This window comes from Neobacillus niacini, from assembly GCF_031456445.1.
GTDB classification, from domain to species: domain Bacteria; phylum Bacillota; class Bacilli; order Bacillales; family Cytobacillaceae; genus Neobacillus; species Neobacillus niacini_I.
In genome coordinates this window covers 179,190-195,364 of sequence record NZ_JAVDUQ010000003.1, presented here as the reverse complement: position 1 = coordinate 195,364, position 16,175 = coordinate 179,190, and the positions used below count along the sequence as shown (strand labels likewise).

Annotated in this window: 13 protein-coding genes, 2 pseudogenes and 1 riboswitch; of the genes and pseudogenes, 10 read left to right on the top strand and 5 right to left on the bottom strand. The window is 38.6% G+C overall.

From position 1 onward, the window contains the following. Positions 1-14: 14 nt before the first annotated feature. A complete protein-coding gene (locus tag J2Y67_RS05680) occupies positions 15-806 on the bottom strand; it encodes a YqhG family protein (protein WP_310171613.1) in 792 nt (263 codons plus the stop codon). Beyond that, positions 784-2,472 (bottom strand): DEAD/DEAH box helicase, encoded by a 1,689-nt coding sequence (locus tag J2Y67_RS05675; RefSeq protein WP_310171610.1) that lies wholly within the window; start codon positions 2,470-2,472, stop codon positions 784-786. Before J2Y67_RS05675 ends, J2Y67_RS05680 begins: the two co-directional genes overlap by 23 nt. A 160-nt stretch (positions 2,473-2,632) precedes the next feature. Then, positions 2,633-2,720, top strand: a riboswitch (glycine riboswitch). 305 nt (positions 2,721-3,025) lie between these two features. On the opposite strand from J2Y67_RS05675, the gene gcvT reads away from it, so the two are divergent. The 4 genes from gcvT to J2Y67_RS05655 all read left to right on the top strand — a co-directional run bounded on the left by gcvT (position 3,026) and on the right by J2Y67_RS05655 (position 7,273). Then, a complete protein-coding gene (gene gcvT / locus J2Y67_RS05670) occupies positions 3,026-4,132 on the top strand; it encodes a glycine cleavage system aminomethyltransferase GcvT (protein ID WP_310171608.1) in 1,107 nt (368 codons plus the stop codon). 18 nt (positions 4,133-4,150) lie between these two features. Next, positions 4,151-5,497, top strand: a complete 1,347-nt coding sequence (gene gcvPA / locus J2Y67_RS05665) for an aminomethyl-transferring glycine dehydrogenase subunit GcvPA (protein WP_310171605.1) — start codon at positions 4,151-4,153, stop codon at positions 5,495-5,497. Next, positions 5,490-6,950: an aminomethyl-transferring glycine dehydrogenase subunit GcvPB gene (gene gcvPB / locus J2Y67_RS05660; protein WP_310171602.1), complete on the top strand. Its 1,461-nt coding sequence runs from the start codon at positions 5,490-5,492 to the stop codon at positions 6,948-6,950. The genes gcvPA and gcvPB overlap by 8 nt, the downstream gene beginning before the upstream one ends. Before the next feature lie 176 nt (positions 6,951-7,126). Beyond that, entirely contained in the window at positions 7,127-7,273 is a 147-nt protein-coding gene (locus tag J2Y67_RS05655; RefSeq protein WP_310171600.1) for a hypothetical protein, read from the top strand. A gap of 393 nt (positions 7,274-7,666) precedes the next feature. On the opposite strand, the gene J2Y67_RS05650 is transcribed toward J2Y67_RS05655, so the two are convergent. After that, positions 7,667-8,047: a rhodanese-like domain-containing protein gene (locus J2Y67_RS05650; protein ID WP_310171598.1), complete on the bottom strand. Its 381-nt coding sequence runs from the start codon at positions 8,045-8,047 to the stop codon at positions 7,667-7,669. 202 nt (positions 8,048-8,249) lie between these two features. On the opposite strand from J2Y67_RS05650, the gene J2Y67_RS05645 reads away from it, so the two are divergent. From J2Y67_RS05645 to J2Y67_RS05625, 5 genes and pseudogenes are all read left to right on the top strand, one after another. After that, positions 8,250-9,086, top strand: a complete 837-nt coding sequence (locus J2Y67_RS05645) for a lipoate--protein ligase family protein (protein WP_310171597.1) — start codon at positions 8,250-8,252, stop codon at positions 9,084-9,086. 340 nt (positions 9,087-9,426) lie between these two features. Beyond that, positions 9,427-10,869 (top strand): annotated as a pseudogene (locus J2Y67_RS05640) (vitamin B12-dependent ribonucleotide reductase); the annotation flags it as partial. A 243-nt stretch (positions 10,870-11,112) separates the two neighbouring features. Next, positions 11,113-12,231, top strand: a pseudogene (locus J2Y67_RS05635) (vitamin B12-dependent ribonucleotide reductase); the annotation flags it as partial. A 245-nt stretch (positions 12,232-12,476) separates the two neighbouring features. After that, positions 12,477-12,929, top strand: a complete 453-nt coding sequence (locus J2Y67_RS05630; RefSeq protein WP_310171595.1) for a C40 family peptidase — start codon at positions 12,477-12,479, stop codon at positions 12,927-12,929. A gap of 142 nt (positions 12,930-13,071) precedes the next feature. Continuing rightward, positions 13,072-13,956 carry a patatin-like phospholipase family protein gene (locus tag J2Y67_RS05625; RefSeq protein ID WP_310171593.1) on the top strand — a complete coding sequence of 295 codons (885 nt, stop codon included), beginning with the start codon at positions 13,072-13,074 and terminating at the stop codon, positions 13,954-13,956. A gap of 18 nt (positions 13,957-13,974) precedes the next feature. On the opposite strand, the gene J2Y67_RS05620 is transcribed toward J2Y67_RS05625, so the two are convergent. After that, positions 13,975-14,367 (bottom strand): SA1362 family protein, encoded by a 393-nt coding sequence (locus tag J2Y67_RS05620; protein WP_310171591.1) that lies wholly within the window; start codon positions 14,365-14,367, stop codon positions 13,975-13,977. Between the two features lie 57 nt (positions 14,368-14,424). Beyond that, complete coding sequence (locus J2Y67_RS05615; RefSeq protein WP_310171589.1) at positions 14,425-15,369, bottom strand: DUF1385 domain-containing protein; 945 nt, start codon at positions 15,367-15,369, stop codon at positions 14,425-14,427. 249 nt (positions 15,370-15,618) lie between these two features. Between J2Y67_RS05615 and J2Y67_RS05610 the strand changes: the two genes are divergently transcribed. Beyond that, the gene (locus tag J2Y67_RS05610; protein WP_310171587.1) at positions 15,619-16,116 is read left to right on the top strand and encodes a YqhR family membrane protein; all 498 of its coding nucleotides are present in this window, start codon (positions 15,619-15,621) and stop codon (positions 16,114-16,116) included. Positions 16,117-16,175: the final 59 nt, after the last annotated feature.

Below are 16,175 nucleotides of genomic sequence, written 5' to 3'. Positions count from 1 at the left end.
GCTTCTTTACCTTTTTAGATGGCTTTTTCGGTTAAATAAAACAGTCCGCCATTTATAAATGAGATATTAATTTTTGGTTCGTATTGTTCTTGAAGTGCTTTTTTTTCTGTTTCATAGCTCTCATTTTCTTCTTCACTATCTTCATAGAAATGGTCTAAAAGCTTCCGGTCCTTTTCCCATCTTTTTTTAGCTTCTTCTGCCCATGTATGATCATCCTTTTCAATAACATTTCTCAGGTAATTTTCAATTCTGGTCATTCCGCTTTTCGGTTTCACTAATGGAGATAATGTAAAGGAGTAATCCGGGATTTTGGGTGTTAGTCGTATTTTCAATAACCGTTCATGGAAATCTTCGACCATTTGACCATTTATTAGCTGCAATCCAATAGATTTAAAAATATCCCGTTTTCGATCACACTGGTACGATATTTTCACATTCATACACAGCCAAGGTAATAACGGTGTTTGTCTATTCTGCAAGCTGTGATTTTCATATAGCCGAATATAACTGGCAAGGTTTTTTGTAGAAGTAAATATTTGGTGCAATCTAGGTGAGCCGAAATAAATGGTTTCCCCTTTAATATGATCAGGTGCCCGCTGTTGGTTTGTAATGAAGGTAAGCTTCATCGGATTCGGGATTCCGCCTGTTTTTTCAAGATAATGCCAGTAAAAGGGCCGGTTCATCAATTCTTTATCAAGTTCAATGGTTAATTGTGTTGTTAGATATCCAGGCTTGTTTTCGACAATTTCACATTCATTGGCTTGAAAATACTTCATTAAAAAGTTATGAATTTCCTGCTGCTGCATGTGAATCCCCTTCCTTTATGTTTCTTGCAAGCTCAATCATTGATGAGAGGTTATCCATTTTTATCCTCATTTCACCTTCGGAACAGGATTGCCCAAATATATCAATTAAATGTTCCTCGATATTACCAAAATCAAGCTTTGTTAAAATATCATCCAGTTCGCCAATTACCTTCTCAAATAATTCAATTTTTTCATACAGCAGCTTTAGAATATGCTCTTCGACAGTGTTTTTGATGGCAAAATTATAGATCATAACATCTTTCTCTTGACCGAGACGATGGATCCTGCCAATTCGCTGTTCCAGTCTCATAGGATTCCACGGTAAATCAAAATTAATGATATGATTGCAGAATTGAAGGTTAATCCCTTCTCCACCGGCCTCTGTTGCTATTAGGACCTGTACATGCTTTTGGAAGAGTTCACGCATCCAGTCTTTTTTACCGCGCTTAAATCCTCCCCTAAATGGTACGGAAGAAATTCCATGCTGCTTCAAATACCATTGTAAATATAATTGTGTGGCCCGATATTCCGTAAAAATAATTACTTTGTCATTTGCCTTTTGGATTAACTCGAGAGCTTTTTCGGCTTTTGAGTTTCGCTGAACAACCTCGACTTTTTTAATCAAATAATTAATTTGTTCTTCAAAGGCAGGAGACGGATTTTCCTTTTTTTGCAACATGTTTTTTAGTGTATAAAAAACGGCTTCGCGGCTGCTGCATGCTTCTCTTTGTAAGGTCATTACTGAAAAAGCACTTGTTTGAACCCAATCTCCTTCGCTCTTTAATTCGTTAATGGCTTCATATAATTCTTTTTCTGATGGTGAAAATTCAATTGGAATGGTTTCAACATGTCTTTTTGTCCATTCAATCCCGGTGTCAGATCTTCGGTTTCGAATCATCACTTTATTAACTAATTCCTTCAAATGTTCATCGTCATTTAAGGAACGGGAGTCTCGTTTATATTTTTCATAAAAGGCTGTTTCGCTCCCCAAATGCCCCGGTTTTAAAAGGGATACAAGGTTAAAGATTTCTTCGATTCTGTTTTGAATGGGAGTAGCTGTTAATAATAAGCAAAATTTCTTTTTTAAATTTTGAACAAACTCATAATTTTTCGTTTTATTATTTTTCAACTTATGGGCCTCATCAATGATAATAAGGTCATAGTTTTGATTGTAAATGAGATCGCGATGAGGATTTCGTTTTGCTGTATCGATGGAGGATACAATCACATCACATTGTTCCCAAACATAGCTTTTTCTTTGAGAAACTGCTGGAATAAAGAACTTGCTGTTTAGTTCCATCGCCCACTGTGTAACAAGGGAAGCTGGAACAAGAATTAATACTTTTTTTACCAAACCGCGAATCATATACTCTTTTAAAATTAGACCAGCTTCGATGGTTTTACCAAGCCCAACCTCATCGGCAAGAATGGCTTTTCCATTCATGTTTTCAATGACTTGTTTAGCTGTTTCGAGCTGATGGGGAAGGGGGGTTAAGTGCGGCAGGTGGCTTGGTGCCAACAGTCCCTCGAATTCCGGAATAACAAGATGCTTTTCAACCTCAATTGCAAGCTTAAAAAGGTCCCAATTTCCCCATGGACCATCATGTTCAATCCTATGTAAAAAATCATCCTGCCAGGAGGAATCAAATTCTATATGAAAAGACATGGTTTTCCGCTCCTTTTCTCACAATAAACTATTGCTCAAAATATCATTTTAGGGTAGGATGTTAGTAGCTTAGAAAGTTTTAAATTTTTGTAATAAAGTAAAAGATTTTGAAGATGTATTTATTTTAGTATTACCCATATGGAAAATATTATAAATGCGGATGATAACAAGGGGAGAGACTACCCATGTAGCGCCGAAGGAGCAAACAGAAATGTGAATCTCTCAGGCAAAAGAACTCTTGTTTGACGCAGCTCTGGAGAGTGCTTCGGTTAAAATGGAGCCACCAAAGGGGAAAGCCATCATAGGTAAACTTTCAGGTGCAAGGACAGAGACCTTCTTTAATTTAAAAAGGGGGGACTCTGTCCTTTTTTTCTGGGGAAAAATAGCGTTGAAAAGCAATAAAAGCTTAACAGTAAGTGGTTAGGTCTAGCGAAATAAAGGTAAACGCCTTCATTTGCGATGGAATCTTTCATTACCTTTTGTGGTATACGTTTTTCTTAATGCACCACCTAGTTATTTTTTTATAAAATTATTCTAAAAAAGGGGAATTTATATGGCTGAATTAAAACGCACTCCGCTATTTGAGACTTACAAGCAATACGGTGGCAAGACAATCGATTTCGGCGGCTGGGAACTGCCAGTCCAGTTTTCAAGCATAAAGGAAGAACATGAAGCCGTTCGTACAAAAGCCGGTTTATTTGATGTATCCCATATGGGAGAGGTTGAAGTTAAAGGACCGGACAGCTTATCCTATTTACAAAAAATGATGACAAATGACGTTTCTAAATTGAAAGATGGCGGTGCTCAATACACAGCCATGTGCTATGAAAATGGCGGTACCGTGGATGATTTGCTTGTTTATAAAATGGAAGACAATCATTATCTGCTGGTAGTCAATGCCTCCAATATTGAAAAAGATTATAAGTGGTTAGAAGATCATCTTGAGGGTGATGTTGCTCTTAAAAACTTGTCTGAACATACAGCCCAATTAGCTATTCAGGGACCACTCGCAGAAAAGGTTCTACAAAAGCTAGTTAAGGAATCTGATCTAAGTCAAATTGGCTTTTTCAAATTTCAACAGGAAGTGAGTATAGGCGGTAAAAAAGCCCTTGTTTCCAGAACTGGTTACACCGGGGAAGATGGGTTTGAAATTTATTGTCAGTCTGAAGATGCCGTTGACCTTTGGCAGATAATTTTAGAGGAAGGTAAGGAAGAAGGAGTAATTCCTTGCGGATTGGGTGCGCGGGACACATTACGCTTTGAGTCTGTTTTACCACTTTACGGTCAAGAACTTTCTCCTGAAATTTCACCACTTGAAGCAGGAATTGGTTTCGCCGTTAAATTAAACAAGGAAGCAGATTTTATCGGTAAAGAGGCATTAAAAGCCCAAAAAGAGAATGGTCTTCCTAGAAAAACAGTTGGTATTGAAATGATTGACCGTGGAATTCCACGTCATGGTTATTCCGTGTATAAAGGTGAAACACTAATCGGTGAGGTTACAACGGGTACGCAGTCTCCAACCTTAAAGAAAAATATCGGACTTGCGCTAATCCCAACCCAATATGCCGATTTAGACGCTGAAGTTGAGGTTGAAATTCGCGGGAAACGATTAAAAGCTAAAGTAATTCCAACACCTTTTTATAAAAGAGAAAAGAAATAACGGAAGGGAGTTAAGTTTATGAAACATCGCTATTTACCTATGACTGAAGAAGATAAGAGAGTAATGCTTGAAACCATTGGCGTTTCCACCGTTGATGAACTTTTTAGCGATATCCCGGAGCAAGTACGTTTTAAAGGTGAGTACAATATTAAAGCAGCTAAATCGGAACCTGCTTTAATGAAAGAATTATTTAAAATGGCAGACCGCAATGCGGACTTAAAAAGAAATGTTTCCTTTTTAGGGGCTGGAGTTTATGACCATTATATGCCGGTCATTGTCGACCATGTAATCTCACGCTCAGAATTCTATACAGCTTACACACCATATCAGCCTGAAATTTCTCAAGGTGAGCTTCAAGCGATTTTTGAATTCCAAACGATGATTTGCGAATTAACCGGAATGGACGTTGCCAACTCTTCGATGTATGATGGCGGAACTGCATTAGCGGAAGCTGCAATGCTTAGCGCCGGTCATACAAAGCGGAAAGTAATCCTAGTTTCAAAAACGGTTCATCCGGAATATCGCGACGTTCTTAAAACCTATGCAAAAGGCCAGAACTTGAGTGTGGTAGAAATACCTGTAAAAGACGGTTTAACAGATTTAAATGAATTAAAAACTTTAGTAAATGCCGATGTTGCAGCAGTTATCGTTCAATATCCAAACTTCTTTGGCAGAATTGAACCATTAAAGGAACTAGAAGAAGTCATTCATGCCAATAAATCAATGTTTGTTGTATCAAGCAATCCATTATCACTTGGGGTTTTAACACCTCCTGGTAAATTTGGTGCCGACATTGTCATTGGGGATGCGCAGCCTTTTGGAATTCCAACTGCTTTTGGCGGTCCGCACTGCGGATACTTTGCGGTTACAGAAAAATTAATGAGAAAAGTTCCAGGTCGCCTTGTAGGTCAGACAACAGATGACGAGGGCCGCCGTGGATTTGTTTTAACTTTGCAGGCTCGTGAACAGCATATTCGTCGTGAAAAAGCGACTTCTAATATTTGTTCGAACCAAGCATTAAACGCACTTGCAGCATCCGTTGCCATGACGGCACTTGGCAAAAAAGGTGTTCGTGAAATGGCAGCAGTCAATATGCAAAAAACTCAATATGCGAAAAATGCCTTTAAAGCAGCTGGCTTTGAAATTGTGAATGATGGTTTTTCATTTAATGAATTTGTTATTAAATTGAACCAGCCGGTAAAAGAAATAAATAAACAGCTTTTACAAAAAGGAATCATCGGCGGTTATGATTTAGGCCGTGATTATTCAGAACTTACCAATCATATGCTGATTGCTGTTACTGAACAAAGAACAAAGGAAGAAATTGATACTCTTGTGAAAGAATTGGGGGATTTGCATGCATAATCAAGATCAGGCGCTTATTTTTGAACTTAGTACACCTGACCGAGTCGGATACAGCCTCCCAGAGATGGATGTTCCGGAATTAGAATTAAATGACCTTCTTCCTGAAGGATATTTACGCGCAGATGAGCCTGAGCTTCCTGAAGTTTCTGAGCTTGATATCATGCGTCACTATACAGCACTTTCAAAACGAAACCATGGTCTTGATTCAGGATTTTATCCATTAGGCTCATGTACGATGAAATACAATCCAAAAATCAATGAAAATGTTGCTCGCTATAATGGATTTGCTCATATTCATCCGCTTCAGGATGAATACTCTGTTCAAGGTGCATTGGAGCTAATGTACGACTTGCAGCAGCATTTAATTGAAATTACCGGGATGGATGAAGTAACCTTGCAATCCGCTGCAGGTGCCCATGGGGAATGGACTGGATTAATGTTAATCCGTGCATTTCATGAGGCAAATGGTGATTTCAACCGAACAAAGGTTATTGTTCCGGATTCAGCTCATGGTACAAACCCTGCGTCTGCTACGATTGCCGGCTTTGAAACCGTAACGGTTAAATCAAATGAAAATGGTCTAGTTGACCTTGAAGATTTAAGAAGAGTAGTTGGAGAAGATACAGCTGCATTAATGCTAACGAATCCAAATACACTTGGACTTTTTGAAGAGAATATTGTGGAATTAGCTGAAATTGTACATGAAGCGGGCGGAAAGCTTTATTATGATGGAGCAAACCTTAATGCTGTTCTTTCAAAAGCAAGACCGGGGGACATGGGATTTGACGTTGTTCACTTAAATCTTCATAAAACGTTTACTGGCCCACATGGAGGCGGTGGTCCTGGTTCAGGTCCTGTTGGTGTAAAAGCTGACTTAATTCCATTCCTGCCTAAGCCAGTTGTCGCAAAACACGGGGAAGAATATGTGCTTGATTATGACCGTCCACTCTCAATTGGACGTGTGAAGCCATTCTACGGTAACTTTGGAATTAATGTCCGTGCTTACACATATATCCGTTCAATGGGTCCTGACGGCTTAAAAGCTGTAACTGAAAATGCGGTATTAAATGCGAACTATATGATGAGAAGACTTGCTGATCATTATGAGCTTCCATTTGATAAGCATTGTAAGCATGAATTTGTGTTAAGTGGAAGACGCCAGAAGAAGTTGGGTGTCCGTACATTAGATGTTGCAAAACGTCTGCTTGATTTCGGCTATCATCCACCAACCATTTACTTCCCATTAATTGTGGAAGAGTGCTTGATGATTGAGCCGACTGAAACCGAAGCAAAAGAAACACTTGATGCTTTCTGTGACATAATGATTCAAATTGCTAAGGAAGCAGAGGAAAATCCAGAGATCGTTCAAGAGGCACCACATACAACCATAGTTGGCCGCATGGACGAAACAAAAGCAGCACGTAAACCTGTGTTGAGATATAAAAAGAATTAATTGATTTTTCGATGGGTGGATTCTATTAAGGAATTCACCCTCATCTTTTTATAGAAGTTAAGTAATTATTCCCATGAGATAGGAAAGTGAAGGCTCCAGGAGCCACTAGTGGCTAATATTGCCAGTAAGTGGGTTAAAATCTGTGTAAGAACTATCAAAGGCTATAGTGGCCGTAAATGAGAAAAAAGCAAGAGAGCGGGAACTATCAAGGGCTCATAGTGCCCGTGAACGAGGAAAAAGCAAGAGAGCGGGAACTATCAAGGGCTCATAGTGCCCGTGAACGAGGAAAAAGCAAGAGAGCGGGAACTATCAAGGGCTCATAGTGCCCGAGAACGAGGAAAAAGCAAGAGAGCGGGAACTATCAAGGGCTTATAGTGCCCGTGAACGAGAAAAAAGCAAGAGAGCGGGAACTATCAAGGGCTCATAGTGCCCGAAAACGAGGAAAAAGCAAGAGAGCGGGAACTATCAAGGGCTCATAGTGCCCGAAAACGAGGAAAAAGCAAGAGAGCGGGAACTATCAAGGGCTCATAGTGCCAGTGAACGAGGAAAAAGCAAGAGAGCGGGAACTATCAAGGGCTCATAGTGCCCGTGAACAAGAAAAAAGCATGTTCACGGGAACTATCAAGGGCTCATAGTGCCCGTAAGTGAAGAATAATGAGGGGACAGGGAATATAAAAAGACCATCATTCAGCGATGGTCTTTTTGAAAAATCCTCATTATTTTGCTTTTACTTTACCTGTCCATTTTTTAAAGCCGCCTTGAAGCTGGGTAAGGTCTTTGTATCCTTTACGATACAAAAACTGTGCTGCCCGGCCGCTGCGCATACCGCTTTGACAATATAGATAAACAGGCATATCGGGGCGGATTTCTTTCATTCTCATTCTAATTTGAGACATTGGAATATTACGTGCCCCCAAAATATGGCCGGCATCAAATTCATTTGGTTCGCGCACATCAATCAACTGCGCTTTGCGATAGCCTGCACGAAAATCTTCTTCCGAAACGGTGTTAACAATCTTTTTCTGATAAAAATAGGTGAATACTGTGTAGATCGCAACTGCGACAATAATGATTAATAGAGGAATAAGTGAATTCAATTAAAATGCTCCTTTCAAGCTTGCTGCACTATTTTTTATTATATAAGTCAACCCTTACATCAGTAAAGATACATTAAAAAAAATCTTTTTTTTCATGCAAATAATATTATAGCAGAAATATTTTATTTTGAATTCATATCAGATTTTGGTAGACTAGGAATCGCCAAAGAAATTATTAATACATAAAAATGAGGTCTTGAAAATGGAAAAAGAAGTATGGCGTTTTATAGACTCGGGAAATGGCTCCCCATCATTCAATATGGCTCTTGACGAGGCCTTACTTGATTGGCACAGTGAAGGGAAAATTCCTCCTGTGATTCGATTTTATGGCTGGGATCCCGCAACATTGTCCATAGGTTACTTTCAAAAAGTAGAAAAAGAAATTGACATGGAGGCAGTAAAAAATCATAAACTTGGTTTTGTTCGAAGACCTACCGGCGGGCGAGGTGTTCTCCATGAACATGAACTTACCTATAGTGTTATTGTTTCTGAAGACCATCCTGAAATGCCGCAATCTGTAACAGAGGCATATCGGGTCATCTCTGAGGGAATTTTAAAGGGATTTCATCATTTAGGTTTAGAAGCCTATTTTGCAGTGCCAAAAACGGCAGAGGAACGAGAGGCATTAAAGAGTCCTCGGTCTGCGGTTTGTTTTGATGCACCAAGCTGGTATGAACTGGTTGTTGAGGGACGTAAGGTGGCAGGGAGTGCCCAGACCAGACAAAAGGGCGTTATTTTACAGCATGGATCGATTTTATTGGATTTAGAGGAAGATAAATTATTTAGCTTGTTTAAATATCCTAATGAAAGAGTTAAGGAACGGATGCAAAAAGCTTTCAAGAATAAAGCCGTTGCCATCAATGAAATAAGTCCACGGAAAATTACGTTGGAGGAAGCCAAAGAGGCATTTTATAAAGGCTTTGCAGAAGGTCTGAATATTGACCTCAAGCCTTATCAATTAACTGAAGAAGAGCTTGCATACGTTCATAAATTAGCAAAAGAACGGTATGAAAGTGATGAATGGAATTTTAAAAGATAACCGATTAAAAGGCGGCGGAATGTCGCTTTTTCTTTTTTGAAAAAATGAGAGACATATTTTTAGGGCAAACTGCGAAATTTGTTAAAATTACTCGTTTTACCTCGAAAACCAAACAAAAACTTTAAATTGCTCAAAAATCTATTTTTTTTTAAGTTTGACAAAATAATTATTTTTTGCGTCATTTTCAATATGTAGTGGTGTCAAAAATATTATGAACACTATATGTTGATTTTTTATGTGTCGATATGGTACCTTAAATGTATTAAAGCAACTAGGTCTAGCATGGAACTACTAGAACTAGCACAATAGATTGATTTTATTATTTGAAGGAGTTGTTCTCATGTCGGTTGTGTTTAGACAAAAAATGAATATTGATTTCGAGAGGTTGAATGAGGAGATCCACTTATTTCCCCAGGTACACCCAGTTACCCCTGATATGAAAATAACTCACAAGGGTGTTTCACGCTTGGTCATGCTGGACCGTTACACCTTTAAAGACACTGAAAAAATTACCCTCAAAAATGGTGACTTTGTCGTTCTTACAATCAAAGAGGATCCAAAATTTCCGGCACGTGGTCTTGGATACATCACGGACATAGACTGGGAGAATAAAAAGGCTAAAGTTTTAGTGGAAGAGGAATTCAGAGGAGTATTAGATGATTCGGAAGAGGCGAGCACAGGTATTATTGTCCGCTCACTTGATGTAATTGAGAAGCCTTTGGAAGTTTTTTATGAGCAAATTGCGAAACGTAATGCAACAGGACTTGCTGCCGTTGAAACCACTGAGGAAAAACGAAGAGAGTGGTTTGAACGGTTTTACAATGAGCTTGTAAATATGAATTTTGTACCAGCTGGACGTGTTCTTTACGGTGCAGGGGCAAATACGGATGTAACGTTTTTTAACTGCTATGTAATGCCTTTCGTGGCGGATTCTCGTGAGGGGATTTCTGATCACCGAAAGCAGGTAATGGAAATCATGAGCCGCGGCGGCGGTGTCGGAACGAATGGATCAACCCTAAGACCGCGAAACACCTTAGCTAGAGGCGTAAATGGCAAATCATCCGGTTCTGTCTCATGGTTGGATGATATTGCGAAATTGACTCATTTGGTTGAGCAAGGTGGATCCCGCAGGGGTGCCCAGATGATCATGCTGGCTGACTGGCATCCAGACATTATTGAATTCATTATTTCAAAAATGCAAAATCCAAGAATTCTGCGATTCTTAATTGAAAATACAAAAGATGAAACGATCAAAAAGCATGCGAAAGATAAGTTGAAGTTCATGCCATTAACACTTCAAGAAACTGCGATGTATCAAGGAATTGTTAATTATAAAAACATCCCTGGTTTGGGTGGATTTAGCGAAGGAATCATCGCTGATGCGGAAGAAAAGTTAGAAGTAGGCGGCACTTTTGCAGTCCATAATCCAGAATTCCTAACAGGTGCAAATATTTCTGTTTGTTTAACAAAAGAATTTATGGAAGCAGTAGAAAATGATAGTGAGTATGAACTACGTTTCCCATATGTTGAACATTACGATGAAGAAGAAATGAAAGTATACAACGAAGAATGGCACAAAGTTGGAGACGTTCGCGAGTGGGAAAAACTTGGACATAAAGTACGTACCTACAAAAAGATTAAGGCCAAAGAACTTTGGAACTTAATCAACATTTGCGCAACGTATTCAGCAGAGCCGGGAATTTTCTTTATTGACAATGCCAACGAGATGACAAATGCAAAAGCATATGGTCAGCAAGTTGTAGCAACTAACCCGTGTGGTAAAGTGGCTTAGTTTGCCTCACGTTAAAAACTGCGGAATAAAGCGGGAACCCTGAGATGGGAATCCGAACCGAAGGCTGAAAGTAAAACTTCAGTCAGGGGCAACGCATAGATGGTGAACCTCGAAAGAGAATATAATCCATCCAAGAGGCCGCAGCATTACATTTTGTAATGAAAAGATATGCTGAACTTACGGGAATTGAACTGTAAGAACTATCGGATAAAAAGCCGATAGGATAACAAAATGGAACAACCACTTGCACCATTTTCCGTGTGTAACCTTGCCGCTGTGAATCTTGCAGAAATGGCTAATAAGGAAACAAAAACGGTTGATTTTGATAAACTTAAGAAAACAGTTGCAGTCGGAGTAAGAATGCAAGACAACGTAATAAATGCAACTCCTTACTTCCTAGAGGAAAACAAAAAGCAAGCACTTGGAGAACGCCGTGTTGGTTTAGGTGTAATGGGCTTGCATGATTTACTCATCTATTGTGAAACAGAATATGGCTCCGAAAATGGAAATAAGCTTGTAGACCAAGTTTTTGAAACAATTGCAACAACTGCCTATAGAACATCAGTAGAATTAGCAACAGAAAAAGGAAGTTTCCCATTCTTAACTGCTGAAACAACTGAAGAAACAAATCGTTTAAGACAGGCATTTATTGAAACAGGATATATGAAAAAAATGCCTGAGGATATCCGTCAATCGATTGTAGAAAACGGAATTAGAAATTCACATTTACTGACTGTGGCTCCAACTGGGTCCACTGGTACCATGATTGGGGTTTCTACAGGATTAGAACCTTACTTCTCATTCTCATACTTCAGAAGTGGACGCCTTGGTAAATTTATTGAAGTAAATGCGGATATCGTTCAAGAATATCTTGAACAACATCCGGAAGCAGATGCAAACAATCTACCTAACTGGTTTGTAACAGCGATGGAACTTGCACCGGAAGCACATGCAGATGTTCAATGTGTCATCCAGCGCTGGATTGATAGCTCAATCAGTAAAACGGTAAACTCACCGAAAGGCTACAGTGTTGAGCAGGTTGAGAAAGTTTATGAGCGTCTATACCGCGGTGGTGCCAAAGGTGGTACCGTCTACGTTGATGGTTCACGTGATTCTCAAGTGTTAACCCTCAAAGCAGAGGAAAACACAGAAGAACAATTATCCATGTTTGATGAAAAACCAAAGCAGCATGTTGTTTTAGTTGATACCATCAGTGATCTTCGTTCAACCGATGTAACAATCGGTTCAGAAGTAGGGAACACCTGTCCGGTTTGCCGCAAAGGAAAAGTAAAAGAAATTGGCGGCTGTAACACCTGCACAAATTGTGGTGCACAATTAAAATGCGGTTTATAGGTTAATACAAAAGGGTTGTCTCAGATAGAGGCAGCCTTTTCTGTTATTTAGTCGAAAAAACCCATTAACACCATAAAAAATGACAAAATTCCCTATCTTTATAACAAACCAGACATCTTTCTCTATGACGATTTTACAGGAAACGTCGAAATTTGTAATATAACTGTAATCTACCTGTGATGTAAACGTTATCTTTATTTTATATAGTAAAAGTAACAAAACACCTCACAGGGGGATCAAACAATATGTTGAAAAAACTTATCGCAGTTCTTGTTATGTCAATTTCAATAAGTTCATTGTTTACACCTATGGGGGAGAAAGCAGAAGCGGCATACTATCATTCGAAAGCGATTTCAATAGCAAAAGCAAATCTTGGTGTTCCATATAGATGGGGTGGCATGAGCCCAAGCGGTTTCGATTGTTCAGGACTTGTCAGTTACTCTTATCGTAAAGCGGGAAAGATTTTACCACATTCAGCAGCTCAAATGTTTTACACAAAAGGAACACGTGTAATATCTTCTTTAAAAGTTGGAGATTTGATGTTTTTTGGTCCAAATAAAGCAAGCCGTCCAACCCATGTTGCGATCTACATTGGCGGAGGAAAAATGATTCAATCTGCAACAACAAATGGTGTTTCCATTACATATACAAGCAATACCTACTGGAAGCCAAGATTTATCGGGGCAAAACGGATATAAGATAAAAAGGAACATCGGGGACGCCACGGTGTTCTTTTTTAATATCAAGGTCACCAAATTTTCTTCCCGTCCACCGTACTATTTTTTCAACCTAGCGCTTAAAGATGTAACAGTGAGTATATCAACTTTAGGAGTGGCTGCCATGAAAATAGACGGCGTTTTTTCTGGAGGGGGTATTAAAGGGTTTGCTTTAATAGGAGCTTGTCAGGAAATTGAAAATCAAGGCTTTCAATTTGAAAGACTCGCCGGAACGAGTGCAGGATCAATTGTAGCAGCTCTAATTGCGGCAGGATATACAAGTAAGGAAGTTTATCAACTGCTTGAAGAACTAGATATTACAGCGATGCTGGACCCACGAAAAACCTTCATACCTTTTTCCTTTGCAAAATGGCTGTTGGTTTATTTCAAACTAGGATTATATAAAGGAAATGTATTTGAAAAATGGATGACTGAAAAACTGGAGGCAAAAGGAATCAAAATCTTCTCCGATTTACCACCAAATAAACTCAGAGTTGTTGCCTCAGATCTTTCAAATGGCCAGTTAATAGTCCTTCCGGATGATTTGGAGAAATACGGAATCACCCCAGGTTCCTTTTCTATTGCAAAAGCGATTAGAATGAGCTGCAGCATCCCCTATTTCTTTGAACCGGTTAAATTGCGGTCTATCGAGGGTATAAGCATCATTGTTGATGGAGGGGTTCTCAGTAATTTTCCGATGTGGCTGTTTGATACAGAGGATGGCAGGAAAATAAGACCTGTCATCGGAATCAAACTAAGCCCAAGCGAATATGAACACAAAAAACATAAAATCCAGAATGGTGTCCAGCTTTTTGGCGCACTATTTGAAACGATGAAAGATGCCCATGATGCCAGATATATTTCAAAAAAGCATGCAAAGAATATAATTTTTATCCCTGCGGAAGGAGTAAGCTTAATTGAATTTGACTTAAAAGACGAAAAAAAACAAAAAATCGTAGAAATTGGGAAAGCATATGCAGAAAAATTTTTAAAGGCATGGACTTATTAAGCCAAAAAAAAACGAGCGTTATAATGACGCTCGATTTTTCTTTTTTCCCTTTTTTCCGTCAATTACGGTTAAGTGAGCAGGAGATTTCTTTTTGATTCGATTGCTTTTCTTTAATGATGTGAGGGTCCCAAGAGAAGAGCTCTTAAATCCAGAGTCTTTCCCTTTTTGCTGCAAGCGCTTTTTTGACTTTTTCGCTGCCTTAAGAAATGCCCGCTGCTCTTTTTTTTGAGGGCCCGAATTTGAAAACCTTCGAACAAGGAAAACTATAACGAGACCAATTAATGCGATCACAAGTATATTCTGAAGAAAAGCAGAAGGATTATTAGTAAATGTAGCAAAAATCCCCAATAAAGCAAGAAGTATTAGCCCGCCAACAATGATAACGGGTGTCCGATTTTTCAAGAAAGCCACCTCCCTATGAGCATCTTAAGCATTTTTTTTATCTTTTAAACACGGGAAAGACAAAGATTAGACAATTTCTTCTATCTCTACTTGCTCCTCTGTTGCCTTTTCCATTTTTAACAGTTCCTTAAAGGACAAAATCGCTACCTCTACCTGGTCATAATTTGGCTCTTTTGTTGTTAACAATTGAAGCCATAAACCCGGGAGACCTAGGTACTTTAATACAGGAATATCTCTAAGCTTATTGGTAATCTGTAGAACTTCAAAAGCAATACCAAGTACAACCGGAATCAATGCAAGCCGGTCAACAATACGTAACCATAGTGGCGAAGTTGGGACAAGCATATAGACAAATACCCCAACTATAACGGTAAACAAGATAAAACTGCTGCCACAGCGGTAATGAAGCCGGGAATGCGCTTGAACATTTTCAACTGTAAGTTCCACTCCAGATTCAAAGGTATTGATTACTTTATGCTCAGCACCATGATATTGAAACACCCTTTTGATTAAAGGTGTGAGGGAAACAAAATAAATATAGCAGAGCAAAAGGATTAGTTTAAAAAGACCTTCGACAAGCACCTGAGCAAAATCGGATGAGAAAATAGGTCTGGTTAATTCGGCTAAGAATACAGGTATTAACGTAAATGCGAATTTTCCAAATAAGAAGGAAATGACGCCCATTACCGCCACTCCAAGGTAAAGCGCTAATTTTGAACCTTCTTTATCCTTCAATGTATGATCATCTTTCGGGTCAACATCAAATCTTTCTGTTGAAAAATTTAAATGTTTGGAACCATTTGCACTAGCTTCAATGATGGCAATAATTCCACGAAGAAAAGGAACTTTTTTGATATCAGCTAAAATAGGGTTTACCTTCCGAGGTAAACGAAAATATTCAACAGAATGGTCCTTTCTGCGAATGGCGGTAACATAATGATGCTTTCCGCCGAACATAACGCCTTCGACAACCGCCTGACCGCCGTAAACTGGTTTTTGAGTTTTAGACATGTACATTACACCAACCTTAACAAAGTTGCACATTAGCAGAAAGAAAATCTGTATGTACTTAAATTTATTCTACTAGAAAAAAGAAAAAACCTCTATGAATGTAATAATTTTTCCATTTAAATTAAAAAATTTTTTCAATGCAAGGGAATGAAATCCTATGGACATATTAAAAGTAAACAACATTATGGGAGTATACTCAAAAAAATGCTGTATTTCCATTGGATAAAAAGAAAATAGGAGGTCTATTCCATGGGAAACGATCGCAAGGAAAAAACTTATCCAAAACCAATGTCCTTCCCAGTGATGGTTTTTTGGACAGGGCTAATTGGCGGACTTTTTTGGAGTACAATTGGCTGGTTAGCTTACTATTTTAGTTTTACGGAGATTCGTCCAAATGTCATTCTAGAGCCATGGGCCTTTGGCAGCTGGAAATATGGTTGGATTGGAACGCTTATCTCAATTATTTTACTTGGAGTCATTTCTGTTGTGGCGGCTTTTATATATTATGCTGCATTAAGAAAGTTTACTGGCTTTTGGGTGGGACTAGGATATGGGATTGTCTTATTTTTATTAGTGTTCTTTGTATTAAATCCACTTTTTCCAAGTATCGATCCTCTTGTTGATTTAAACAGGGATACTTTAATTTCTTCAGTTTGTTTATATATCGTATATGGAATTTTCATAGGATATTCCATAAATTATGAGTACCAAAATACCGAAATGAAGGCAAAAGAAACATCCAATTAATCAACATGATTATACGTATTTAATGTATTATGATAAAATAATTTTGTTATGCCAAATCA